Annotated in this window: 15 protein-coding genes; 11 read left to right on the top strand and 4 right to left on the bottom strand. The window is 64.3% G+C overall.

Features of this window, described 5'->3' with window-relative positions; genetic code table 11:
* Nucleotides 1-7: 7 nt before the first annotated feature.
* Together HHL08_RS06795 and HHL08_RS06790 are read right to left on the bottom strand one after the other, a co-directional pair.
* On the bottom strand, nucleotides 8-1,081 hold the full coding sequence (locus HHL08_RS06795) for a LacI family DNA-binding transcriptional regulator (RefSeq protein ID WP_235954970.1): 1,074 nt from the start codon (nucleotides 1,079-1,081) through the stop codon (nucleotides 8-10).
* Nucleotides 1,082-1,156: 75 nt separating this feature from the next.
* Nucleotides 1,157-3,280: an alpha-glucuronidase family glycosyl hydrolase gene (locus tag HHL08_RS06790; protein ID WP_235954969.1), complete on the bottom strand. Its 2,124-nt coding sequence runs from the start codon at nucleotides 3,278-3,280 to the stop codon at nucleotides 1,157-1,159.
* Nucleotides 3,281-3,440: 160 nt separating this feature from the next.
* On the opposite strand from HHL08_RS06790, the gene HHL08_RS06785 reads away from it, so the two are divergent.
* The 8 genes from HHL08_RS06785 (at nucleotide 3,441) to HHL08_RS06750 (ending at nucleotide 18,398) form a co-directional block, all read left to right on the top strand.
* The gene (locus HHL08_RS06785; RefSeq protein WP_206377759.1) at nucleotides 3,441-5,831 is read left to right on the top strand and encodes a glycoside hydrolase family 3 N-terminal domain-containing protein; all 2,391 of its coding nucleotides are present in this window, start codon (nucleotides 3,441-3,443) and stop codon (nucleotides 5,829-5,831) included.
* Nucleotides 5,828-8,197, top strand: a complete 2,370-nt coding sequence (locus HHL08_RS06780; RefSeq protein ID WP_169571752.1) for a glycoside hydrolase family 3 N-terminal domain-containing protein — start codon at nucleotides 5,828-5,830, stop codon at nucleotides 8,195-8,197. Before HHL08_RS06785 ends, HHL08_RS06780 begins: the two co-directional genes overlap by 4 nt.
* 14 nt (nucleotides 8,198-8,211) lie before the next feature.
* Nucleotides 8,212-9,423, top strand: coding sequence for a D-mannonate dehydratase ManD (gene manD / locus HHL08_RS06775; RefSeq protein WP_169571750.1), 1,212 nt, complete (start codon nucleotides 8,212-8,214; stop codon nucleotides 9,421-9,423).
* Nucleotides 9,424-9,558: 135 nt separating this feature from the next.
* Nucleotides 9,559-10,854, top strand: a complete 1,296-nt coding sequence (locus tag HHL08_RS06770; RefSeq protein ID WP_169572257.1) for an MFS transporter — start codon at nucleotides 9,559-9,561, stop codon at nucleotides 10,852-10,854.
* Nucleotides 10,851-12,266, top strand: a complete 1,416-nt coding sequence (uxaC, locus tag HHL08_RS06765; protein ID WP_169571748.1) for a glucuronate isomerase — start codon at nucleotides 10,851-10,853, stop codon at nucleotides 12,264-12,266. The genes HHL08_RS06770 and uxaC overlap by 4 nt, the downstream gene beginning before the upstream one ends.
* Nucleotides 12,263-13,729 carry a mannitol dehydrogenase family protein gene (locus HHL08_RS06760; protein ID WP_169571746.1) on the top strand — a complete coding sequence of 489 codons (1,467 nt, stop codon included), beginning with the start codon at nucleotides 12,263-12,265 and terminating at the stop codon, nucleotides 13,727-13,729. Before uxaC ends, HHL08_RS06760 begins: the two co-directional genes overlap by 4 nt.
* Nucleotides 13,730-13,872: 143 nt before the next feature.
* Complete coding sequence (locus HHL08_RS06755; protein ID WP_169571744.1) at nucleotides 13,873-16,782, top strand: TonB-dependent receptor; 2,910 nt, start codon at nucleotides 13,873-13,875, stop codon at nucleotides 16,780-16,782.
* Between the two features lie 389 nt (nucleotides 16,783-17,171).
* Complete coding sequence (locus HHL08_RS06750) at nucleotides 17,172-18,398, top strand: SGNH/GDSL hydrolase family protein (RefSeq protein ID WP_169572255.1); 1,227 nt, start codon at nucleotides 17,172-17,174, stop codon at nucleotides 18,396-18,398.
* Here HHL08_RS06750 and HHL08_RS06745 read toward each other — a convergent pair.
* Nucleotides 18,382-18,873: an Lrp/AsnC family transcriptional regulator gene (locus HHL08_RS06745; protein WP_169571742.1), complete on the bottom strand. Its 492-nt coding sequence runs from the start codon at nucleotides 18,871-18,873 to the stop codon at nucleotides 18,382-18,384. The genes HHL08_RS06750 and HHL08_RS06745 overlap by 17 nt on opposite strands.
* 98 nt (nucleotides 18,874-18,971) lie before the next feature.
* On the opposite strand from HHL08_RS06745, the gene putA reads away from it, so the two are divergent.
* From putA to HHL08_RS06730, 3 genes are all read left to right on the top strand, one after another.
* Nucleotides 18,972-22,571 (top strand): trifunctional transcriptional regulator/proline dehydrogenase/L-glutamate gamma-semialdehyde dehydrogenase, encoded by a 3,600-nt coding sequence (putA, locus tag HHL08_RS06740; RefSeq protein ID WP_169571740.1) that lies wholly within the window; start codon nucleotides 18,972-18,974, stop codon nucleotides 22,569-22,571.
* A gap of 232 nt (nucleotides 22,572-22,803) precedes the next feature.
* Nucleotides 22,804-23,538 carry a FadR/GntR family transcriptional regulator gene (locus tag HHL08_RS06735; protein ID WP_169571738.1) on the top strand — a complete coding sequence of 245 codons (735 nt, stop codon included), beginning with the start codon at nucleotides 22,804-22,806 and terminating at the stop codon, nucleotides 23,536-23,538.
* Nucleotides 23,539-23,672: 134 nt separating this feature from the next.
* A complete protein-coding gene (locus HHL08_RS06730) occupies nucleotides 23,673-24,860 on the top strand; it encodes a CaiB/BaiF CoA transferase family protein (protein ID WP_169571736.1) in 1,188 nt (395 codons plus the stop codon).
* A gap of 5 nt (nucleotides 24,861-24,865) precedes the next feature.
* On the opposite strand, the gene HHL08_RS06725 is transcribed toward HHL08_RS06730, so the two are convergent.
* Entirely contained in the window at nucleotides 24,866-25,225 is a 360-nt protein-coding gene (locus tag HHL08_RS06725; RefSeq protein WP_169571734.1) for a YciI family protein, read from the bottom strand.
* Nucleotides 25,226-25,329 lie beyond the last annotated feature (104 nt).

Below are 25,329 nucleotides of genomic sequence, written 5' to 3'. Positions count from 1 at the left end.
TCAGCTTTTAACGCCCGCCCAATCTCGGCCGCATCCGCGGCGCGGCATCCGATTGCCGCCGGATCAGCGCATGGTCCAGCACCAGATGCTCGGCCGCCTCCGCGTCGCCGCTGCGCCGCCCCTTCAACTGTCGCACCAACACTTCCACCGCCGCGCGCGCCATCGCGCTGATCGGCTGGCGAATGGTGGTGAGTTCCGGCCAGATCGTCGTTGCAAGCGAAGTGTCGTCAAAGCCGCAGACGGTCAGGTCGCCCGGCACGTCCAGCCCGCTGCGATGCGCGATCGCCACGGTGGCGGCGGCCATGTCGTCATTGCTGGCGAAGATCGCGGTGGGCGGATCGAGCAGCGCCAATATATGTTCGGCCGCATCAAGCCCGGACCGGTAGGTGAAATAGCCCTGCGCGATCAATTCGTCCTGCACCGGCAGGCCCGCTTCAGTGAGCGCGGCGACATAGCCTTCGAACCGCCGCGCGCTGGCGGTCTGGTTCGGGTTGCCCTTGATGAAGCCGATGCGGCTATGGCCCAGCGAGATCAGGTGCCGGGTCATTTCATAGGCGGCCTGGCGATCGTCGATGCTGACCGCGGCCAGCGCCGACGGCGCGCGCCCTGTCGCCACCGCCACGGCGGGGATGCCGGCCTTGCCCAGCGCCTCCACCATCTCGTCCAGGTCGCACAGCGGCGGCGGTAGGATCACGCCGTCGATCCGCCCGCGTAACAGATGGGCGACGACCGATGCGATCGACGTTTCCTCGTCCCATTTCTCCACGACCAAGTCGACGCTGCTGCGGCTGGCCTGGTCCAGGCTACCGACCAGAAATTCGCTGAGATAAGAGGAGGAAGGGTTGGAGTAGAGCAGGCCGATCCGGGTTTCGTCGCCACCTGCCAGAGTCCGCGCGGCGGCGCTGGGGGCGTAGTTGAGTGCAGCGATCGCCGCATCCACCTTGGCCCGCGTCGCCGCCCGCACCACCTGTTCGCCATTGATGACGCGCGACACGGTCATCGGCGATACGCCGGCATGGGCGGCGACATCGTTGATCGTGGGCGCGTTGCGCTGGCGGCGCGATGATCGTGTATCGCTCAATGCGGCTATGCTTTCGATGGCTAATGGCGCTGCCGAAATGGCAGCGACATCATTGGTCATAACTAGAGCGAAAAATCAATTATGCCCCGGCGCATAGGGGAATTTCTGCGCCTTGTACCAATTGAGATCATGGGCGGGCGCAGCCGATCCGGCGGGCAGGGGGCGTGTCGACACCGACTGGAAATAAGCGATGCTGGCGTCGCGCCACCATTGGGCCTCGCGGTGCTGGATAGTGAGGAAGGTGTCCGTCTCCGCGAACCGCTCCGCATCGACATAGGGTTTCAGCGACGCCCATGTCGTCTGCATATCCGCGACATAGCGAACCCCGCCCTCATAACGATGGACCAGGCCATCCCACAGCGTCTCGCCCGATCTCAGGCGATAATCCCAGGGCATATGATGGAACCAGAGCAGGTCGCGCTCCGGCGTGGTTTTCACGTTCGCCCACATCTTTGCGACCGGCGGTGCATATTGATTGACGGCGTCGCTGCCCGTTCTGGTCCGGTCAAAGCCGATGCCGTTCGCATCCGCCTTATGATAATAGACCGGGTTCCATTCTGGCCGCGCCAAGTCGGATACCCAGGGGCCGGGGCCATAATGATGGCCGGTATCCATGACATGGGCCAGGCCCAAGGGCGTCATATAATCGACCGCCGCCTCGCGCGATCCCATCATCATCTTTACGATCGGCTGCACGACTTTCTGGTCGGGCGAAAAGGTCATCCCCGCCCATTCCTTCGCGATCGCGTCGGCCGACAGGCTGGTGTCCCAGGCCAGCCGACCAAAGGCATACCAGTCCGCCTGGTTGAAGATCGACCCGCCCCAGTCGCGATCCGTCCCGATATTGGCGACGCCGGCAATGCCGGTCAGCCTGTGTCCGTCCAGCGATCCGTCGATCACCTTGGCGACCGTCGATCCCTTGCCCTTGGCAAAGGTGTCGGCGTCCAGCGTCTCCTCGAACAGCGGGCCTAGATAGGTCAGGTGCGTCGACTGGCCCAGATATTCCTTGGTAATCTGGAATTCCATCATCAGCGGCGTCTTGGGCATCGCGCCGAACAGAGGATGGAAGGGTTCGCGCGGCTGGAAATCGATCGCGCCATTCTTCACCTGCACGATCACATTGTCGGCGAATTTGCCGTCCAGCGGTTTGAAGTCGCTATAGGCCTGTTTCGCGCGATCGTCGGGATTGTCATGGGCGTAGACGAAGGCGCGCCACATCACGATGCCGCCATGGGGCTTGACCGCCGCCGCCAGCATGTTCGCGCCATCGGCATGGTTGCGCTTATAGTCCTGCGGTCCCGGCTGGCCCTCGCTATTGGCCTTGACCAAGAAGCCGCCAAAGTCGGGGATCGCCTTGTAAATCTCGTCCGCCTTGGCTTTCCACCAGGCGGCGACGGCGGGATCGAGCGGATCGGCGGTTTTCAGCCCATCCAATTCCATCGGCGCGGTCCATTTGACCGACAGATAGACCTTGATGCCATAGGGCCGGAAGACATCGGCCAGCGCCGCTGCCTTGGCGATATAGGGCGCGGTCAGGCTGTCGGCCTTCGCATTCACATTGTTGAGGACGGTGCCGTTGATGCCGATCGAGGCGTTGGCGCGGGCATAGTCGGTGTAGCGCGGCCCCTTCCAGTCGGGCAGCCGCCACCAGTCCCAGATGGATTGCCCGGCATAGCCGCGCTCCACCGTGCCATTCAGATTGTCCCAATGGTTGAGCAGGCGCAGGCCGATCTTCGGCGCGCTGCGAATGTCGAGATTATCGAGGCTGTCGCCGCTCTGGGCCAGGCGCAGCCAATGGTAAGCGCCGTGGAGCAGGCCGATATCGCTGTTGGCCGCGATCAGGGTCACCGCCTTGCCGTCTATCACCGTGGAGCGAATCGCATAGCCCTCGCTGCCCAGCCCGTCCGTGTTGACCGGCAGGGCAGGGGCCGACGCAGGCGTCGCCAGCCATAGCGCGCCTTGCTGCATCGTTGCCGATATGGTGGGGGTGACGCCGGTCATCCCGGCCATGCCGCGCTGCAATTCCTGCGTCGCTATGGTCAGCGTCGGGCTGGTCCCGGCCGTCACGATAGCGGTCGCATGGGCCGCGAGTAGGGGCTTGCGGACCTGGTCTGCATACGCATAGCGCAGCCACAGATCATAGCCGTCCTCGGCCTGCGCCGCTGGTGCCAGAACCGGCGTTAAGGCGGTCCCGGCCATTGCGATCATCCAACAAAACAGACGCGCTTTCACGAAAATCCTCTCCCTTGTCCCCGAACGTCAAAGCCCGTTGATCGGGCATTGACAAGTCTCTCTTGGCGACGCAATGGTAACGCTATCAGTTTGGCCACGGCAAGCGGAAAGATTGTCGCGGGATAAAATGGAGAGGGGCGTCGTGATCCGTAACCGCCAATTATTATGGGCCGTATCGGCGCTTGCGTTGAGTGTCGCCTTGCCGATGGCGCCGGTTCATGCGGCCCCCGCGACGGCATCGACCAAGGCTGTGTACAAGGACGCGACTGCGCCGATAGAGGCGCGGGTCGACGATCTTCTTGCGCGCATGACGCTGGACGAGAAGATCGCCCAGATCACGACCGTCTGGATGGACAAGGTCAAGATTTTCGACGCGCAGCTTCAACTCGATCCTGCGAAGCTGGCGGCGCAATATCCCAACGGCCTGGGCCATTTTACCCGGCCGTCCGATGCGAAGGGGGCGGTCAGCCCGCGGGTCGCACCGGGGCGCAATCCGCGCCAGACGGTCGCCTTGGTCAACGCCCTGCAAAAATGGGCGACGACGCAGACGCGGCTGGGCATCCCGATCCTGTTCCATGAGGAGGGGCTGCACGGCTATGCCGCCGTCGGCGCGACCAGCTTCCCCCAGTCGATCGCCATGGCATCCTCCTTCGACACAGCCATGCTGCGCGACGTTAACGCCGTGATCGCGCGCGAAATCCGGGTGCGCGGCGTGTCGATGGTGCTGTCGCCGGTGGTGGACATCGCCCGCGATCCACGCTGGGGCCGGATCGAAGAAACCTATGGCGAAGACCCCTATCTGGTCGGTGAAATGGGCGTCGCGGCGGTCGAGGGCTTGCAGGGCGGGGGGCGTTCACGCGACTTGCGCCCCGGCAAGGTGTTTGCCACGCTCAAACATCTGACCGGCCATGGCCAGCCCGAAAGCGGCACCAATGTCGGCCCGGCGCCGGTGTCGGAACGCGAACTGCGCGAAAATTTCTTCCCGCCCTTCGAACAGGTGGTCAAGCGCACCGGCATCGAAGCGGTCATGGCGTCGTACAATGAAATCGACGGTGTCCCCAGCCATGCCAATCGCTGGCTGCTGGAAGATGTGCTGCGTGAGGAATGGGGCTTCAAAGGAGCGGTCGTCTCCGACTATTCGGCGGTCGACCAGTTGATGAGCATCCATCATATCGCAGCCAATCTGGAGGAAGCCGCGATCCGTGCGCTCGACGCGGGCGTCGACGCGGACCTGCCCGATGGCCTGTCCTATGCGACGCTGGGCAAATTGGTACGCGAAGGGAAGGTCAGCGAGGCGAAGGTCGATCTGGCCACCCGCAGGATGCTGGAGCTGAAATTCCGCGCAGGGCTGTTCGAAAACCCTTATGCTGACGCCGCTGCATCGGAAAAGATCACCAACAATGCCGAAGCCCGTGCCCTCGCGCTGAAATCGGCGCAGCGGTCGATCACCCTGCTCAAGAATGACGGCATGTTGCCGCTCAAGCCCGAAGGGGCGATCGCCGTCATCGGCCCCAGCGCCGCCGTCGCGCGCCTTGGCGGCTATTATGGCCAACCGCCGCACACGGTTTCCATCCTCGAAGGCATCAAGGCCAAAGTCGGCATCAGGGCCAACATCGTCTTCGCGCAGGGCGTGAAGATCACCGAAAATGACGACTGGTGGGAAGATAAAGTCACCCAGTCCGACCCAGCCGAAAACCGCAAGCTGATCGCGCAGGCGGTGGAAGCGGCGAAGAACGTCGATCGCATCGTCCTGACGCTGGGCGACACTGAGCAATCAAGCCGCGAAGGCTGGGCCGACAATCATCTGGGCGACCGTCCCAGCCTCGATATTGTCGGCGAGCAGCAGGCGCTGTTCGATGCGTTGAAGGCGCTGGGCAAGCCGATCACCGTCGTCCTCATCAACGGCCGCCCGGCCTCCACCGTGACGATCAGCGAACAGGCCAATGCGATTCTCGAAGGCTGGTATCTTGGCGAACAGGGCGGCAATGCCGTGGCGGATGTGCTGTTCGGGGATGTGAACCCCGGCGGCAAGCTGCCCGTCACCGTGCCGCGATCGGTCGGGCAATTGCCGCTATTCTACAATGCCAAGCCATCGGCGCGGCGCGGCTATCTGTTCGATACCACCGACCCGCTCTATCCCTTTGGCTTTGGCCTGAGCTACACGACATTCGACCTGTCGGCCCCGCGCCTGGCCGTGGCGACGATCGGCACCGGGGGCAAAACAACTGTCTCGGTCGATGTCCGCAACAGCGGCGCGCGGGAAGGCGACGAAGTCGTCCAGCTCTATATCCGCGACAAGGTCAGTTCGGTCACCCGCCCGATCAAGGAGTTGAAGGGCTTCCAGCGCATCACCCTGAAGCCGGGCGAAACCCGCACCGTCAGCTTCACGATCAGCCCGCAAAGCCTGTGGATGTGGAACGACCATATGGAGCGCGTCGTGGAGCCGGGCGATTTCGAGATCATGACCGGCAACAGTTCGGTCGCGCTCCAATCCGCCACGCTGACGGTGACGCCATGACGCTGGCACGCCGTCAGGCACTTGGCCTGCTCGCCTCGACCTCCTTGCTTGCGGCAACACCCGCAATCGCCGCGAAGAAGGGCGGCTCGCTCTACAAGGACGCATCCGCCCCCATCGACCTGCGCGTGCGCGACCTGCTGGGCCGCATGACGCTGGAGGAAAAGGTCGGTCAGATCATCGCGCTCTGGGCGACCAAGGCGGACATCATGGACGACCTCACCTTCTCGCCCGCCAAGGCGAGCAAGGCCTATCCCAACAGCTTCGGCCAGATCACCCGGCCGTCCGACCGGCGCGGCGCACCCGACGGGTCGCAACAGGCCGGCGGCGTCGGTGCCCGTTGGCGCACGCCCGCCGACACCGTCGCCTTCATCACCGCCGTCCAGACATGGGCGACGCAGGAAACCCGCCTGGGCATCCCGATCCTGTTCCATGAGGAATCGCTGCACGGCTATATGGCGACCGACGCGACCATGTTCCCGATGGCGATCGGCCTGGCGGGCAGCTTCGACCGCGACCTGATGCGCGACGTCCAGTCCGTCATCGCCCGCGAAGTCCGCGCCCGCGGCGTCCATCTGGCGCTGTCGCCGGTGGTGGACATCGCCCGCGATCCGCGCTGGGGCCGGATCGAGGAGACGTTCGGCGAAGACCCCTATCTGTGCGGCGAAATGGGCGTCGCGGCGGTGCTGGGCCTGCAAGGGGAGAGCAAGCAGCTTGGCCCGGACAAGGTCATGGCGACGCTCAAGCACATGACCGGCCATGGCCAGCCCCAAGGCGGCGAGAATGTCGCGCCCGCGCCGATCAGCCAGCGCGAACTGCGCGAGAATTTCTTTCCGCCCTTCCGTCAGGTGGTCAAGCGCACCGGCATCGCCGCCGTCATGCCTTCCTACAACGAAATCGATGGCGTCCCCAGCCACCAGAATAAATGGCTGCTCGGTGACATCTTGCGCGGCGAATGGCATTTCGACGGCGCGGTGGTCAGCGATTATGGCGCGGTCCACGAACTCGACACCATCCACCATGTCCAGCCCGACCCGGAGGCGTCGGCCCGTGCAGCCCTGCGCGCCGGGGTCGATTGCGAGCTGCCCGATGGGACGACCTATCGGACGCTCGTGGAACAGATCCGCGCGGGCAAGGTGCCCTCCGAAGCGATCGACATCGCCTGCACGCGCATGTTGACGCTCAAATTCCGCGCGGGCCTGTTCGAAAATCCCTGGCCGCGCCGCGACTATGATGCGCTGACAGGCAACGCCGAAGCGCGCGCGCTGGCCCTGAAGGCTGCGCACAAGTCCATCGCGCTGCTCAAGAATGACGGCACGCTGCCGCTGACCGCCGGTGCGCACAAGCGGGTCGCGGTGATCGGCCCCAACGCCGCCATCGCGCGGCTGGGCGGCTATAGCAGCATCCCGCGCCAGGACGTGTCGCTGCTCGACGGGGTGAGGGCGAAGCTGAGGGGCAAGGCGGAGGTTGTCCATGCCCAGGGCGTCTTCATCACGCAGAGCGAGGATCGCTCGGTCGATGACGTATTCCTGGCGGACCCCGGAAAGAACCGCCAGCTTATCGCCGAGTCGGTCGAGGTGGCCAAGACGGCCGACGTCATCATCCTTGCCGTCGGAGACACCGAACAGACCAGCCGCGAAGGCTTCGCCAAGAACCATCTGGGCGACCGCACCAGCCTGGACCTGCTTGGCGAGCAGAACGCGCTTTTCGCGGCGATGCAAGCGACCGGCAAGCCTGTCGTGGTCTGCGCGATCAATGGTCGCCCGCCCAGCTATCCCGCCGTGGTAGATGGCGCCAACGCGTTGCTGGAATGTTGGTATCCGGGGCAGGAAGGCGGCACCGCCATGGCCGACATCCTGTTCGGGGACGTCAATCCCGGCGCCAAATTGCCAGTCACCGTCGCGCGCGACGCGGGGCAGATCCCGATCTTCTACAATCGCAAGCCCAGCGCCCGGCGCGGCTATGTGTTCGAGGATGTCTCGCCGCTTTTCCCGTTCGGATATGGCCTGAGCTACACGCAGTTCTCCTTTGGAAAGCCAAGACTTTCCGCGCCGCGTATCGGCGTCGGGGGAACCGTCACGGTCGAGGTGGACGTCCGCAACGTGGGGACTAGCGCAGGGGAGGAGGTCGTCCAACTCTACGTCCATGACCAGGTGGCCAGCGTCACCCGCCCCATCAAGGAATTGAAGGGCTTCGAACGCGTCACCCTCGCGCCCGGCGAAACGAAGACGGTGCGCCTGACGCTTGGCCCCGATGCCTTCACCCTCTGGAATCTGGAGATGGAGGAGGTGGTCGAACCCGGCCTCTTCGACATCATGGTCGGGCCGGACAGCCAGGCCGTCCAGACCGTCACGCTTGAAATCATCTGAACAGGACTGCGCAAATGCCTAAAATCATTGATGCCAAGGTCATCGTCACCTGCCCCGGCCGCAATTTCGTCACCTTGAAGATCATTACCGAGGACGGCGTCTATGGCCTGGGCGACGCGACGCTCAACGGCCGCGAACTGTCCGTCGCCAGTTACTTACAGGATCATGTCGTCCCCTGCCTGATCGGCCGCGACGCCCACAGGATCGAGGATATCTGGCAATATCTCTACAAGGGCGCCTATTGGCGGCGCGGTCCCGTCACCATGTCGGCCATCGCCGCCGTCGATACCGCGCTGTGGGATATCAAGGGTAAGCTGGCGGGCCTGCCGGTCTATCAGTTGCTGGGCGGTGCGAGCCGGGAAAGCGTCATGGTCTATGGTCATGCCAACGGCACCAGCATCGAGGATACGGTCGCCGTCGCGCTCGACTATCAGCGCCAGGGTTATAAGGCGATCCGCATCCAGTGCGGCGTGCCCGGCATGGCGTCCACCTATGGCGTGTCGAAGGACAAATATTTCTATGAACCGGCCGATGCCGACCTGCCGACCGAAAATGTCTGGAACACCAGCAAATATCTGCGTATCGTCCCAGAACTGTTCAAGGCCGCGCGGGAGGTGCTGGGCTGGGACGTGCATCTGCTGCACGACATCCACCACCGCCTGACCCCGATCGAGGCCGGGCGGCTGGGCAAGGATCTGGAACCCTATCGTCCCTTCTGGCTGGAGGATGCGACGCCTGCGGAAAATCAGGAAGCGTTCAAGCTGATCCGCCAGCACACCACCACGCCACTGGCGGTGGGCGAGATTTTCAACTCCATCCATGACTGCCGCGAACTGATCGAAAACCAGCTCATCGACTATATCCGCGCCACCGTGGTTCATGCCGGCGGCATCAGTCATCTGCGCAAGATCGCCAATCTGGCGGACCTCTACCAGGTCCGCACCGGCTGCCACGGCGCGACCGACCTGTCGCCGGTGTGCATGGCCGCCGCGCTGCATTTCGACCTGTCTGTGCCCAATTTCGGGGTGCAGGAATATATGCGCCACACGCCTGAGACGGACGCGGTTTTCCCCCATGCCTATACGTTCGCGGACGGGGCGATGCATCCGGGCGAAGCACCGGGGCTAGGCGTCGACATCGACGAGGAACTGGCCGCCCAATATGAATATAATCGTGCCTTCCTGCCGGTGAACCGGCTGGAAGACGGCACCATGTTCAACTGGTAAAACATTGTCCTATCCGCAAACACCTCCGTCATTCCCGCGCAGGCGGGAATCCATCACGCCATTTCGCGCCTTGCTTCGTGCCGATAGATGGATCCCCGCCTGCACGGGGATGACGAATGGTTGGTGGAAAGCCCGATGAACGCCATCCCCAAACCCGCCATCCCCAAGCCCTCCGGCAAAATCCGCTGGATCGTCTGCGGCCTGCTCTTTGCGGCGGTGGTCCTCTCCTATGTCGATCGCCTGGTCCTGCCGACGTTGAAGCCCGACCTTCAGGCCCGCTATGGCTGGAGCGAGCGCGGCTATGCCGACCTCGCCATCTGGTTTCAGGCGGGCTACGGCATCTCCTATGTTTTCTTCGGGCGGCTGATCGACCGGATCGGCGCGCGGGCGGGGTATGCGCTGGCCGTGACATTGTGGACGCTGGGCCATGTCGCCCATATCTTCTTCACCTCGACCGCCGGAATGCTGATCGCGCGCATTCCCTTGGCGATCGGGGAGGCAGGCACATTCCCCGCCGCCATCGCCGCGACCAATGAGTGGTTCCCGAAAAAGGAACGCGCGCTCGCCATCGGCATCTTCAACGCCGGGTCCAATGTCGGCGCGATCCTGACGCCGCTGGTGGTGCCGATCATCGCGGTGACGCTGGGCTGGCGCTGGGCGTTCATCCTGACCGGCCTGCTGACCGTGGTCTGGCTGACAGCATGGCTGACTTTCTACCGCCGCCCGCGTGAGAAGAGGGGGCTCTCTGCGGAGGAACTGGCCTGGATCGAAACCGATCCTGTTGAAGAAAAGCGCCCGGTTAAATGGGCGACGTTGTTCCGCCATCGCCAGACCTGGGCCTATATGGCGGGCCGCTTCCTGATCGATCCGGTCTGGTGGACCTTCCTCTTCTGGCTGCCCGACTTCTTCAACAAACAATATGGCGTGAAGATGCTGGACTTCGGTCCACCGCTGATCGCGGTCTATCTGTTGGCCGATGTCGGGTCGGTCGCGGGCGGCTGGGCCTCCTCGCGCTTCATGGGCCGGGGATGGAGCCTCAACCGCGCGCGCAAAAGCGCCATGCTGCTCGCCGCGCTCTGCGCCGTGCCGATCGCTTTTGCCGCCAGCGCGCCATCCATGTGGATCGCGGTCGGCCTGATCGGCCTTGCCTGCGCTGGGCATCAGGGCTTTTCCGCCAATCTCTACGCGCTGCCAGGCGACGTCTTCCCGCGCTGGATGGCGGGATCGGTCGTGGGTCTTGGCGGCCTGTCTGGCGCGATCGGCGGCATGATGATGGCCAAATTCGCCGGTGTTATCCTCGAAACCGTCGGCAGCTACGGCCCGATCTTTGCCGTCGCATCCTGCGCCTATCTGATCGCGCTCGGCGTCATCCACCTTCTCCTGCCCCGCTACCAGGCGGTGCTCGCTCCTCTTCCAGAGACTCGCGCATGACCAAGCCCTTACGCCTGCATCCCGACCGCCTGTTTCCGTCCGACCCCACGACGCGCGATATCGCGCGGCGCCTCCATGCGACGGTCAGGGATCTGCCGATCATCAGCCCGCACGGCCATACCGATCCGCGCTGGTTCGCCTATGACGCGCCTTTTGCCAATCCCGCCGAACTGTTGATCGTGCCGGACCATTATGCCTTCCGCATGTTGATGAGCCAAGGCGTGACGCTGGACGAACTGGGCGTGCCGACTGTCGATGGCAGCGCGACCGAAAGCGATCCGCGCGTCATCTGGCGGCGCTTTGCCGCGCGTTACTATCTGTTCCGGGGCACGCCCACGCGCATGTGGATGGACTGGGTCTTTGCCGAGGCGTTCGGCATCGATGTGCAACTGAGCGCGGACACCGCCGACCATTATTATGATATCATCGACGCCGCCCTCAAGACCGACGCCTTCCGCCCCCGCGCCCTGTTCGACCGCTATAATATCGAAGTGATCGCGACGACCGAAGGGCCGCTCGATCCGCTCGATCACCACCGCGCGATCCGGGCGTCGGGCTGGAGCGGAAAGGTTATCACCGCCTATCGCCCCGACCCCGTGATGGACCCGGACGATCCGCGTTTCATGGCCAATGTGCAGCGCTTCTGCGCCATGACGGATGAGGATGCGGGTAGCTTCGCCGGATATCTCCGCGCTCATGAAAAGCGCCGCGCTGATTTTCGCGCGGCTGGCGCGACCTCCACTGATCACGGCCATCCATCCGCCTTCACCGCCAACCTGTCGCGCGAAGAGGTTGAGGCGCTCTACGCCAAAGTTACGACAAGCCCCGTCACGGCAAGGGAAGCCGAACTGTTCCGCGGCCATATGCTCACCGAAATGGCGCGCATGTCGATCGAGGACGGCATGGTGATGCAACTCCATCCCGGCGTCCATCGCAGCCATAACGCCGCCGTGCTGGCGCGCTTTGGCAAGGACAAGGGTGGCGACATTCCGATCGCGGGCGAATTTGTGCAGGCGTTAAAGCCCTTGCTCGACGCTTATGGCAATGACCCGCGCCTGACCCTGATCCTCTTCACCCTGGACGAGGATGTCTATGCGCGCGAACTGGCGCCGTTGGCCGGCCATTATCCGGCGCTCAAGCTGGGGCCGCCCTGGTGGTTCCATGACAGCCCGGAAGGGATGCGCCGTTTTCGCGAGCGCACCACTGAAACCGCAGGCTTCTACAATAGTGTCGGCTTCAACGACGACACCCGCGCCTTTCTGTCGATCCCGGCGCGGCATGACGTCGCCCGGCGGATGGACTGCGCCTGGCTCGCGCAACTGGTCGCCGAGCATCGGCTGGAGGAGGATGAAGCGTTCGAAGTCGCCCGCGCGCTCAGCTATGATCTGGTCAAGGCGGCGTACAAGCTGTGAGCCGGCTCTCTTCCGAAACGCTCGCCACCCTGCCCGCCAATGTCCTTCGCCCTGGCTATGACCGCGCCGCGGTGCAATGCGGCGTCGTCCATATCGGCATCGGCGCCTTCCACCGTGCCCATCAGGCGGTCGTGTTTGACGACGTACTGAATGCCGACGACCTGCGCTGGGGCATCGTCGCCGCATCGCTCCGGTCCCCCGCCGTGCGCGACCAGATGCAGCCGCAGGACGGCCTTTACACCATGCTGGTGCGTGATGGCGCGGCGCAGCAGGCGCGGGTGATCGGGGCGGTCCAGCGCGTCATCGTCGCGCCGGAGGAGCCGCAGACGCTGCTCGCCGCGCTGGCCTCGCCCGATACGCATATCATCACGCTCACCATTACGGAGAAGGGATATAAGCTCGACCCGGCGACCGGCGCGCTGATCGAAGCCGACCCGCAACTGGCCGCCGACCTCGTCTCGCTCGACAGTCCGCAGACGGCACCCGGCTATCTGGTCGCATCGCTGGCGCGTCGCCGCGCGGCGGGAATCTCCCCCTTCACCGCGGTCAGTTGCGACAATCTGCCGCATAATGGCGCGCGGTTGCGGGGCGCGGTGCTGGAACTGGCGCGCCGCCATGATGCCGATCTGGCCGAGTGGATCGCGCAGCATGGTGCTTTCCCCGAAACGATGGTCGACCGCATCGTGCCGGCCACCACGGCCGAAGATATTGCCGCACTCACCGACCATATGGGCGTGGAAGATCAGGCGATGGTCAAGACCGAGCCGTTCCTGCAATGGGTGATCGAGGATCGTTTCTGCGGTCCGCGACCGAATTTCGGCGCATGCGTGCAACTGACGGCGGCTGTCGCCCCTTGGGAAGAGGCCAAGCTGCGCCTGCTGAACGGCGCGCATAGCGGCATCGCCTATCTGGGCGGCCTGTCCGGTATCGCGCATGTCCATGAAGTGTTGGCGCTGCCCGACGCGCGCCATTTTGTGGAGGCGCTTTGGGACGAGGCGGAGACGACCCTGTCGCCGCCGCCCGAACTGGACGTGGCGGCCTATCGCCGCGACCTGATGGCGCGTTTTGACAATCCGACCTTGCGACACCGAACGCGACAGATCGCCATGGACGGATCGCAAAAGCTGTCCCAGCGCCTGCTTACGCCGATCGCCGCTCGGCTTGAGGCCGGGCAGGGGATTGACGCCCTGTCGCTCGCCGTCGCGGCCTGGATACGCTGGCAGGCGGGGCAGGATGACAGCGGCGCGTCCCATCAGGTGGACGATCCCCTGGCCGGAGCGATGGCTGCGGCCTTGGCCGACCGGCATGACGCGGCCGATCGCGTTGCGGCGATCCTGGCGTTCGATGCCGTCATGCCGCCGGCGCTGGCGCGCGACGACAGGCTGCGCGTGTCGCTGACCCGCTGGCTCGTCATCCTCGAAACGCACGGCGCGCAAGCCGCGTTGGCCGCTTTGCGGGGGTGAAACGACAGACCTGTATCGTTACCATACAGGGCCTTCCGGCGTCTTGACAAAGTCGCATTGCCGTTTATTAAAGTCTTAGTGATAGCGCTACCAGTTTAAGCCCACCGGAGAGTCGGGGGCAGCGCACAGGAGAGGGTTTGTTTATGTCTTCACGCACCCATATGTTTCGTATCGCCTTGTTCGCGGCTTCCGCGGTCGGTTCGCTGAGCCTCGCCCAGGCTGCACTGGCACAGGATACCGCGCCGCAGGCCGATCCCGCCACTGCCGCCGCGCCGCAGGATGGTGAGGTCGCCGACATCGTCGTGACCGGCATCCGCGCGTCGCTGGCGAGCGCTACCAATGCCAAGAAGGACGCCGTCGCCTTCGGCGATTCGATCTTTGCCGAGGATATCGGCAAGCTGCCCGCCACCAACCTCGCCGAAACGCTGAACCGGATGCCGGGCGTTCGCCTCAACCGCGACATCAATGGCGAAGGCACGCAGGTCGCGATCCGCGGCCTTGGCCCCAGCTTCACCCGCGTCCTGATGAACGGATCGCAACTTCAGGTCGCGTCGGACGGCGGCACCAACGGCGGCAGCGCCAACCGCGAAGTCGATCTCGACTTCTTCCCGTCCGAACTGTTCACCCGTCTGGACCTGGCCAAAAGCCCGTCGCCCTCGACGCTGGAAGGCGGCATCGCCGGCACCGTCAACCTGCGCAACGCGCGGCCGTTCGACAAACCGGGCACGCATCTGACTGTCGTAGCGCAGGGGCAATATACCGACAGCAATGACAAGATTTCGCCACGCGGCGCGATCGTCGCCAGCCACACCACCGACACGTTCGGCATCCTGCTGGGCGTGGCGGGCGTCAAGACCAAGACGCGCGTGGATGGCTTTGAATCGCTGGGGTGGACCGACGGTAATCTTGGCGTCGGCGATCCGGGCGGCAACAACTTCTCCTACGCTTCGGTTGTTCCTGGCAATGCGGGGCATGGCCTGGTCGCAGGTCAGCCGGTCGATGTGGTTGCAACATCCGGTCTGACCCGCGACCAGCTCAGCACTGCACTCATCCCGCGCCTGGGCCGTCAGGCGCTGACCGAAGGCGACCGTTCGCGCATCTCCGCCCTTGCGTCGGTCGAATGGCGTCCCAGCGACGAACTGCACTTCGCACTGGACGGCCTGTGGGCCAAATCGAAGCGCAATTATGACCGCCTGATCATGAACTGGCAGGTCCGCAATTCCGGTCCCGGCACCAGCGCCCAATCGACCGGCGGCATGATCCCGATCGATCTGACCGTCGACGACAATGGCGTCGTCACCAGCGGCACCTTCGCCAATTCGTCCTTCTTTCTGGAAGCCAGCCAGTTCAAGCAGACGACGAAATTCTGGAACATCAATCCCAGCGTGGAATGGAAGCCGGCGGACAATCTGACCGTCAACCTGTCGGCAAACTGGTCGAAGAGCCGCTTCTTCCGCGAACAGCCGACCTGGGCGTTCCAGACCCGTCCGCAATCGGGCGTGGACGTGTATTTCGACAATACGGGGCAGGGCGATTATCCCGCGATCACCACCAATGTCGATCTGAACGATCCCAATAACGGCCTGTGGGAATGGTATCGCCAGAATATCGCGCTGGTGCGCCGCACCACGGAAACCAAGGGCGCGCATCTGGACCTGACTTATGGCGACGAGATGTTCAACGTGAAGGTCGGCGCAGCCTATGACCGGGCGCAACGCACCATCCGCGCCTATGACAACAGCCCGGCCTATCAGGCGTCGGTCTGCGGCGTGGGTTGCACCGGTGCGACCGGGACCATCCCGACCAGCGCCATCCCGCAATATCTCAGCCCCGGATCGACCGGCAATTTCGGTCATCTGGCCAGCGGCAATATCGGCTACACCAACTATATCCGTCCCGATTTCGACGCGATCAAGCAAGCGACCAACTATGCCAGCTTCCGTGACGGCGCACCGGAAACCCGCGGGGCCGTTACCGGCGGCGCGACCGGCGACATGGATGAAAAGGTATTGGGCGCCTATTTCGAAGTGAACGGCGTCACTGCGATCGCCGGGCGCGATCTGCATATCAATGCGGGCATGCGTTATGCCTACACGGATCAGGAGGTGATCGGCCCCAGCCAGGTCGGCACCGCGATCATCGACATCACGTCGCGGTCGAAATATGAAAACTTCCTGCCGTCGATCAACCTGACATATGACGTCGCTGACAATCTGAAACTGCGTGCGTCGGCCTCGCGCACCATGACCCGTCCGGATGCGGGGCAGATCCTGCCCGGCATCACCTTCTCCGATCCGTCGGCCTTGCTGGCCAGTGCTGGCAACCCGGACCTGAAGCCCTATACGTCGGACAATTATGACTTGGGCGGCGAATTTTACACCGGCGGCATCGGCTATATAGGCGTGTCGCTGTTCATGAAGAACATCACGGGCTTCACCGTCACGCAATCGCAGGAAGTGACCTTCGGTTCGCTGAACATTCCCTATGACAGCCTGCTGTCGACTCAGCAGAATGCTCTGACCGACCGTTCGCTTCAGACCGGTGTGCCCATCGCGGCACTACCGATCACGGTGAACCGTCCGATCAACCTGAGCGATCTGAAAATTAAGGGCCTCGAAGCGACTTGGGTCCAGCCGCTCGACTTCCTGGTCAAGGGCCTGGGCTTCTCGGCCAACGGCACCTATCTGGATCAATCATCGTCGTCCGGCCTGGTTGCAACCGGCGTATCGAAATACTCCTACAACCTTCAGGGCTTCTACGAAAATGGCGGTCTTTCCGTCAGCCTGAACTATGTCTGGAACGACGATGCGATCGCCCTCAACGGTCCGCAGAACGGCATCCAGAACGCCAATCTCCGGTCCGAAGCCCGCGGCCAGTTCGATGCTTCCGCAGGCTATCAGCTACCCTTCTTCAACAAGGCGCTGCGCCTGACGGTCGATGCGCTCAACATCACCAACGAGCCGATCCGCACCAACTTCGAATATGATAATGCGCCCTATTCGGTCTATTATCCCGGCCGCACGATCATGGCCGGCATCCGGGCGAATTTCTGATCCTCCCCCAAGGACACCTCATAGGGTCGGCGGCAACGCCGGCCCTTTTTCTTGAAAAGCCGACGCTTTCAATGTTGGATTTTATCTGATCTGTTCTGTCCCATGACGCCGCATCGCCGCACCCCATTCCCTATCCTCGATCGCCAGCTGCCCGCCACGGCGCTCTCCCTCGTTACGCATCGGACGGGCGGGTGTGACCCAGGTGGCGCATCGCTGTCGCGTCGCAATGATCCAGCGGGAGCGTCATCGATAGGCGGGCGTTACGGTCGTGTCGCGTCGCAGGCGCTTGGACAGCGCATCTCCGGCGCAAAAGCGCGGCAACGCGAAACCAGTGACGGTGTGAACTTCGCGGCCGTGACCCGATCATGACTTTGTAAGGAAAGGCGATGATGCGTCTCTCTCTCCTGTTCGGCCTTCCGCTCGCCGTCCTGGCGACACCGACTCAGGCCAGCACCTGCACCCCGACCTGGGTCGCGGGCTGGGCCTCTTCGCAATTCCTGCCCACCGGAGACGCCGCGCTGCCCGCTGGCACGCTGGCGAACCGGACGCTGCGCCAGATCGTCCGGCCATCCGTATCGGGCGATCGCCTGCGCGTGCGCATCTCCAACCTTGCCGGGACCAGGCCGCTTGTCCTGGCCGGCGCCAGCATCGCCCGCGCGCGCGGCGCCGCCTCCGCCGCGATCGATCCCGGCACGCTGATCGCGCTGCGCTTCGACGGGAAGCCCGATGTCATCGTCCCGGCGGGCGCAGATTATCTGTCCGACCCGGTGCCGCTCCCGACCGGCGCGCTCGACAGCATCGCCGTGTCGATCCACTATGCGGGCGATCCCGAACAGACATCGCACCCCGGATCGCGCGCGACATCCTGGCATCTGCCCGGCGATCATCTGGCCGACGACGCCATGGCGGGCGCCGATCATTTCGACCATTGGTTCAACCTCGCCGCGCTGGAGGTCGAACGCTGTGCGCCTGCAAAACTGATCGTCGCGCTGGGCGACTCGATCACCGATGGCAAGTGTTCCACCACCAACGGCAACGACCGCTGGACCGATCGGCTGGCGGAGCGGTTGCAGGCCGATCCGAAGCGCCGGGCCATCGCCATCCTCAATCAGGGGATCGGCGGCAACCGGCTGCTTGATGACGGGCTTGGCCCCAATGCGCTGGCGCGGCTGGACCGCGATGTGCTGGCCCAGCCCGGCGTCACCCATCTGATCCTGCTGGAGGGGATCAACGATCTGGGCACCCTGACCCGCGACGCGCCGGTGAGCGTGGCGGCGCATCAGGCGCATGTCGCCCGCATCATCGGCGCCTATCGTCAGATCATCACCCGCGCCCATGCCAGGGGCGTGAAGGTGATCGGCGCGACCATCACGCCCTTCGTCGGCAACGCTTATTATCATGCCGACGCCCGGAATGAGGCGGACCGGCAAGCTGTGAATGACTGGATCAGGACGCCGGGGCATTTCGACGCGGTGATCGACTTCGACCGCGTGACCCGCGACCCCGCCCATCCCGACCGGCTGCTGCCGGCCTATGATGATGGCGACGCGCTGCATCCCTCGCCTAAAGGGTATAGGGCGATGGGGGAGGCGATCCCGCTTAGCCTTTTCGACTGATCCGCCTGTGCCCTGCCTCCAGCACCGTTTCCATCGCGACGAAGGTGGATGTGCTGGCGACATGGGGCAGGGCGCTGATCTTCTCGCCCAATATCATGCGGTATCGCCTGATGTCCGCGGTACGCACTTTAAGGAGATAGTCGAAATTGCTGGCCAGCATATGACATTCCTCGACCTCCGGAATGCGCCGCACCGCCGCGTTGAACTCGCCGAGCGCCTTTTCGCGGGTGTCGGACAGCTTCACCTCGGTAAAGGCGATATGGTCCATCCCCAGTTTCGCTGGATCAATGATGGCCCGAAAGCCGCGAATGACGCCGGATTCCTGCAAGCGTTTGAGTCGCACCTGGCAGGGCGTCTTGGATAGTCCGACCTGTGCGGCGAGATCGGTGACGGTCATCCGCCCGTCTTCGACCAGGGCGGCGATGATCCGCCGGTCGAAATCATCCAGATCGACCGCTTTGGGCATATTCTCCATCTCATCTGCCTAGCAAAGCCCCTTTAATAAGTCACTCCGGCTTGGCGAGGGCCGTTGATAAGGCGGAACGAAAATTCGACCTGGGTTATTCTGATCGCATGACCGACCAGCCCTTCGCCAACTTCGCCCCCGCCATTCGCCAGCCCACCCCGCTGCGCGAAGCGATCACCGCCGCCTATCGCCGTGACGAGGCAGAGGCGCTGGCCCCGCTGATCGCATCGGCGACCCTGCCAGAACCGACCAAGACCGCGATCGCCGACACCGCCCGCACCCTGGTCACCGCGCTGCGCGCCAATCACAAGGGCACCGGCGTCGAAGGGCTGGTGCAGGAATATGCGCTGTCCAGTCAGGAAGGCGTGGCGCTGATGTGCCTGGCCGAAGCGCTGCTGCGCATCCCCGACACCGCCACCCGCGACGCGCTGATCCGTGACAAGATCGCCGATGGCGATTGGGGTTCGCATCTGGGCGGGGACAAATCGCTGTTCGTCAATGCCGCGACCTGGGGGCTGGTCGTCACTGGCAAGCTGGTCGGCAGCGTCGATGACCGTGGCCTGGGCGCAGCGCTCACCCGCCTTGTCGCCCGCGCCGGCGAACCGGTCATCCGCCGCGGCGTGGACCTGGCCATGCGGATGATGGGCGAACAGTTCGTTACCGGCGAGACGATCAAGGAAGCGCTCAAGCGCGCGAAGGAACTGGAAGCGAAGGGCTTCGCCTATAGCTATGACATGCTGGGCGAAGCAGCGACCACCGCAGCCGATGCGAAACGCTATTATGCCGATTATGAGCAGGCGATCCATGCCATCGGTAAGGCGTCGGCCGGGCGCGGCATTTACGCTGGCCCCGGCATATCGATCAAGCTGTCGGCGCTGCACCCGCGCTATGTTCGGTCGCAGGCGGATCGCGTCATGGGCGAATTGCTGCCCGCGGTGAAGCAACTGGCGCTGCTATCGAAAGGCTATGACATCGGCCTCAATATCGATGCGGAGGAGGCCGACCGGCTCGAACTGTCGCTGGACCTGCTCGAAAGCCTGGCGACCGACCCGGACCTGGCCGGCTGGAACGGGCTTGGCTTCGTGGTGCAGGGCTATGGCAAGCGCTGTCCCTTCATGATTGACTGGATCGTCGATCTCGCCCGCCGGGCCGACCGCCGGATCATGGTGCGGTTGGTCAAGGGCGCCTATTGGGATGCGGAGATTAAGCGGGCGCAGGTCGATGGCCTGGCCGACTTCCCGGTCTATACCCGCAAGGTGCATACCGACGTCGCCTATATCGCCTGCGCGCAGAAATTGCTCGCGGCGCCCGACGCGGTCTTCCCGCAATTTGCGACCCATAATGCGCAGACGCTGGCGACCATCTATCAACTGGCCGGGCCGGACTTCGCGATCGGCCAATATGAATTTCAGTGCCTGCACGGCATGGGCGAACCACTTTACGAACAGGTGGTCGGTACCGGGAAACTGAACCGTCCCTGCCGCATCTATGCGCCGGTCGGCACGCATGAGACGCTGCTGGCCTATCTGGTGCGCCGCCTGCTGGAAAATGGCGCGAACAGCAGCTTCGTCAACCGCATCGCCGATCCCAATGTGTCGATCGAGGAGATGATCGCCGATCCGGCCGATGTCGTGCGCGCCATGGCGCATCCCGGCCATCATCATGACCAGATCGCCTTGCCGGCCGATCTCTATCCCGACCGGCGCAATTCGGACGGGCTGGACCTTAGCAATGAAGCCACGCTCGCCAGCCTGGGCGAAGCGTTACGCCCAAGCGCTGCGCTAGCCTGGACCGCTGCGCCCGAAGATGCGACTGGCCTTTCGCGCACGGTCTTCAACCCTGCCGATCATCGCGATGTGGTGGGCCGCGTCACCGAAGCATCGCCGGAAGAAGCCCGCGCAGCCGCCATCCGCGCCGCCGCGTCGCGCTGGCCCAATAGCCCGGTTGCCGATCGTGCCGCTGCGCTGGACCGCGCGGCCGATGCGATGCAGGCGCGGATGCCGATCCTGCTGGGCCTGATCGTGCGGGAGGCGGGCAAGTCGCTGCCCAACGCCATCGCCGAAGTGCGCGAGGCGATCGATTTCCTGCGTTATTATGCGGCGCAGGCGCGCTCGACCTTCGGCGCGGCGCAGGTCGCGCTGGGTCCGGTCACCTGCATCAGTCCTTGGAACTTCCCGCTCGCCATCTTCACGGGCCAAGTTGCCGCTGCTCTGGTCGCGGGCAATCCGGTGCTGGCCAAACCGGCCGAGGAAACCCCGCTGATCGCGGCGGAAGCGGTTCGGCTGCTGCATGAGGCGGGTGTGCCTGCCGATGCGCTGCAATTGCTGCCCGGCGACGGCCGGATCGGCGCGGCGCTGGTGGCCGCGCCGCAGACAGCCGCCGTCATGTTCACCGGATCGACCGAGGTCGCTCGCCTGATCCAGCGCCAGCTTTCCATGCGGATGTCCGCGGATGGCAAACCCATCCCGCTGATCGCTGAGACCGGCGGCCAGAACGCCATGATCGTGGACAGCAGCGCGCTGGCCGAACAGGTGGTGGCCGATGTCATCGCCTCCGCCTTCGACAGCGCGGGCCAGCGTTGTTCGGCGCTGCGCATCCTGTGCCTGCAGGAGGATGTCGCCGACCGGACGCTGGCGATGCTCAAGGGCGCGCTCGCCGAACTGCGGATCGGCCGCACCGATGCGCTGAAGGTGGATACCGGCCCGGTCATCAGCGCAGAGGCGCGCGATGGCATCATCGCCCATATCGACGCGATGAAGGCGCTGGGCCGCAAGGTTGAGCAAAGCCCGCTGCCGCCCGAAGCGACCCACGGCACCTTCGTCGCGCCGACGATTATCGAGATCGAGTCCATCGCCGATCTCAGTCGCGAAGTCTTCGGCCCCGTCCTGCATGTGCTGCGCTTCCGGCGCGACCGGCTCGACGGCCTTGTCGACCAGATCAACGCCACCGGCTACGGCCTGACCTTCGGCCTGCATACCCGGCTGGACGAGACGGTGGCGCGGGTCACCGCCCGCGTGAAGGTCGGCAACATCTATGTGAACCGCAATGTCATCGGCGCGATCGTGGGCGTGCAGCCCTTTGGCGGGTGCGGCCTGTCGGGGACCGGTCCCAAGGCTGGCGGGCCGCTCTATCTGGGACGGCTAGTCATGACGCCGCCGGTCTTTGCGGCGCGGGTCAGCCATTTGCGATCGCCGCTCCATGCCTTTGCCGACTGGCTTGAGCAGCAATGCGAGGAGAAGGCTGCGCTTCAGGCGCGCCGGGCGGGGGATGCGTCCGCGCTGGGCGTCGAACTGGCGCTGCCGGGGCCGGTGGGCGAGCGCAACATCTACGCCCTGCATCCGCGCGGTCGCATCCTGCTGCGCCCGGCGACGCGGCAGGGACTGTTCCGCCAGATGGCGGCAGTCCTTGCGACCGGTAATCATGGCGTGGTGCAGGGGATGACGATCCCGGCGGGCTTGCCCGCCGACGTGGCCGCCTGTTTCAGCACCGACGCCACCGGCCATTATGCCGCCGCGCTGGTCGAGGGGGACGCCGCCAAGGTCGCCGCGACCGCCCAGTGCGTCGCTGACCTGCCTGGCCCGATCGTGTCGGTCCATGCCGACGACCATGGTCATGGCTATTGCCTCGACTGGCTGCTGGAGGAGCAATCCACTTCCATCAACACAACGGCGGCTGGGGGCAATGCCAGTTTGATGATGATCGGCTGAGAGTCTGATCTCGAAATGCGCGAAAGAGCTTCGGTTGCCGCACCGGCCCTCACCCCCACCCGACCTCCCACAGAGTGTATCCTGAATGGGTGGTCGGGTGGGGGTGAGGGCTGGTGCGGATGCGCCAAAGGCGCATTTCAAGACGAACTCCGTCGCGCGTCTTTTCGGTCAGGCCATTGCGCCTTTGGTCGCGGCGGCTATAGATTTGTCGATCTATTCCGGAGCGTACCCCATGGCATCTACCCTTTCTGCAAAGCCGAGCTTCGCGCCCATCAAGACGCGGCGGGCGTTCGAGATCATCTGCGAGCAGATTCGCGCGCAACTCGCGGCGGGGACCCTGAAGGCCGGCGACAAACTGCCGGCCGAGCGCGAACTGGCGGTCGAGTTCCAGGTCAGCCGCAGCGCGCTGCGTGAGGCGCTGCGCAGCCTGGAGGTGGCGGGGATCATCCGCAATGTGAAGGGGGCGAAGGGTGGGGCATTCGTGCAGACCGCCGAGCCCGACCGCATCGTGCAGGCGATGCAGGATTATGTGCATCTGGGCGACATCTCGCTGAATGAACTGACCGAAGCGCGGCTGGCGTTGCAGGACATCATCGTGCGGCTGGCCTGCGAGCGGGCGACCGAAACTGACCTGGCCGACCTGGAGGCGATTGCCGAACGGACCAAGCGGGAAACGAGCGTCGAGGCGCGATACCAGTGCGCCGTGGAATATTATGCTGTCCTGGCGCGGGCGACCAAGAACCGCATCTTCGGCATCTTCGTCGATTCCCTGTCGGCGATCCTGCATGAGTTCGTGCAGGGGCCGGAGTATGAGACGTTGCAGCAGTCGCTGATCGAATCCCGTTTCCGGCTGGTGCGGCAATTGCGGGCGAAGGACAGCGAGGCGGCGGTCGCGGAAATGCGCAAGCATCTGGAACGGGTGCATCGCCATGTCCGCAAGAACAGCAAGGCGGCGGCGAAGGGCTGACCTTCGCGCCTTCGCGCCTGCTCGGCAGGGGCGTTTGAAACAGCGAGTTGGACAGTTGTACGCGATTGACGCCCCATGACCGCCATGCAATAGGTAGGACCATTAAATAATTGGTTCGACGGGTGGGTGAGGCTATGGCGGAAGAGAGCAAGGCGGCGGCGGTTGGCGCGCTGGATGGCGTGCGGGTGCTGGATTTCACCAGCGTCATGGCTGGGCCATTCGCGACGCGGATGCTGGCCGACCTGGGGGCCGAAGTCATCAAGGTGGAGTCGCTGGAGGGCGACCAGGTGCGCGCGCGGCCGCCCAAGCGGGATGGCTTCAGCGCCTATTTTGGCAATCTGAACGCTGGTAAGCAGAGCATCGCCTGCAACCTTAAATCGCCTGAAATCATTGCGCTCATCAAGCAACTGGTCGCGACCTGCGACGTGCTGGTGGAGAATTTCCGGCCCGGCGTCATGGCGCGGTTCGGCCTGGATTTCGCCGCGTTGCACGAGGCCAATCCGCGGCTCATCTATTGTTCGATCTCCGGCTATGGCCAGACCGGGCCGAAAGCGCTGTCCCCGGCTTATGCGCCGGTGATCCATGCGGCCAGCGGATTTGACATGGTCAATCTGCGCTATCAGGACGGGGCGGACCGGCCCGCGACCAGCGGCGTCTTCATCGCCGACGTGCTGGGCGGCACCCATGCCTTCGGCGCGATCCAGGCGGCGCTGTATCAGCGCGAAAAGACGGGTGCGGGCCAGCATATCGACCTGTCGATGCTGGAGGCGATGGTGGGGATGCTGGTGTTCGAGACGCAGGAGGCACAGTTCCCCGGCGACGCCCGTCGCCCGCTCTACACCCCGCTCAAGACCAACGACGGCTTCATCATGGTCGCGCCGACCAGCCCGCGCAATTTCGAGCAATTGACAGACGCGGTCGGCCATCCCGAATGGCGCGACGATCCGCGCTTCCTGACCAATGCCGATCGCAACGCCAATTGGGCGACGCTGTTGGCGCTGACCGAGGAATGGACGCGCGAGCGCAGCGCGGAGGAGGCCGAGGCGATCCTGTCGCGCCATGGCGTGCCATGCGGGCGCTATCGCGAGATCGACGAATTGCTGGACGATCCGCAACTGGCGTCGCGCGGTGCCTTTGCCGAGATCAGCGACGGGGCCGGCAGCTTCAAAGTGCCCAATCCGCCGTTCCGCATGAGCGGATCGCGGGTCGAGGCGCGCAACCATGTCGCGCGACTGGGTGAAGAAGGAGCGGAGATATTGGGCAGGCTGGGCGTGGACGAGGCTGCGGTCGCCGCGCTACGGGCGCGTGGCGACCTGCTCTAACACCCTCATTCCAGGTCGTGAAAGGGCCGGATTTCGATGATGCTCGGCCCCGGCATGGGATTGGGGCAGCGCTTCACCCAGGCTACGGCTTCGTCCATGTCCTTGACCTTCCAGATCCAGAAACCCGCGAGCAGTTCGCGCGGCTGGGGGAAGGGACCGTCGATGACGGTGCGGTCGGCACCGTCAAAGGCGACGCGCTTGCCCTGTGAGGAAGGGGTGAGGCCGTCGGCCATCACCAATATGCCGGCATCGCGCAATGCGTCATTGAAGCGGCCCATCTCGGCCATCATCGCGTCCGTTTCGGGCGAGGGCTGATAGCCTTTCTCGCTGTCCTCGGTCGCCTTCACCAGCACCATCACGCGCATCGCCAGTCTCCTTGCCGGGCGTTGGAACGATGGCGGGAGTGTTCGGGAATTACCGTCCCGGCGCAATATATTTCAGGGCAATGAGGGGGCGGGATCCCTGCACG

Source organism: Sphingobium psychrophilum (assembly GCF_012927105.1).
GTDB classification, from domain to species: domain Bacteria; phylum Pseudomonadota; class Alphaproteobacteria; order Sphingomonadales; family Sphingomonadaceae; genus Sphingobium; species Sphingobium psychrophilum.
This window is presented reverse-complemented; position numbering and strand designations above follow the sequence as displayed.

Excerpts from the sequence above, each read along its gene's own strand:
- HHL08_RS06730 (WP_169571736.1), top strand. The coding sequence starts at position 23,673 with ATGGCGGAAGAGAGCAAGGCGGCGGCGGTTGGCGCGCTGGATGGCGTG.
- manD (WP_169571750.1), top strand. The coding sequence starts at position 8,212 with ATGCCTAAAATCATTGATGCCAAGGTCATCGTCACCTGCCCCGGCCGC.
- HHL08_RS06770 (WP_169572257.1), top strand. The coding sequence starts at position 9,559 with ATGAACGCCATCCCCAAACCCGCCATCCCCAAGCCCTCCGGCAAAATC.
- HHL08_RS06725 (WP_169571734.1), bottom strand. The coding sequence starts at position 25,225 with ATGCGCGTGATGGTGCTGGTGAAGGCGACCGAGGACAGCGAGAAAGGC.
- HHL08_RS06790 (WP_235954969.1), bottom strand. The coding sequence starts at position 3,280 with ATGGCCGGGACCGCCTTAACGCCGGTTCTGGCACCAGCGGCGCAGGCC.
- HHL08_RS06755 (WP_169571744.1), top strand. The coding sequence starts at position 13,873 with ATGTCTTCACGCACCCATATGTTTCGTATCGCCTTGTTCGCGGCTTCC.
- HHL08_RS06735 (WP_169571738.1), top strand. The coding sequence starts at position 22,804 with ATGGCATCTACCCTTTCTGCAAAGCCGAGCTTCGCGCCCATCAAGACG.
- HHL08_RS06780 (WP_169571752.1), top strand. The coding sequence starts at position 5,828 with ATGACGCTGGCACGCCGTCAGGCACTTGGCCTGCTCGCCTCGACCTCC.
- putA (WP_169571740.1), top strand. The coding sequence starts at position 18,972 with ATGACCGACCAGCCCTTCGCCAACTTCGCCCCCGCCATTCGCCAGCCC.
- HHL08_RS06785 (WP_206377759.1), top strand. The coding sequence starts at position 3,441 with ATGGAGAGGGGCGTCGTGATCCGTAACCGCCAATTATTATGGGCCGTA.
- HHL08_RS06750 (WP_169572255.1), top strand. The coding sequence starts at position 17,172 with ATGCGTCTCTCTCTCCTGTTCGGCCTTCCGCTCGCCGTCCTGGCGACA.
- HHL08_RS06745 (WP_169571742.1), bottom strand. The coding sequence starts at position 18,873 with ATGGAGAATATGCCCAAAGCGGTCGATCTGGATGATTTCGACCGGCGG.
- uxaC (WP_169571748.1), top strand. The coding sequence starts at position 10,851 with ATGACCAAGCCCTTACGCCTGCATCCCGACCGCCTGTTTCCGTCCGAC.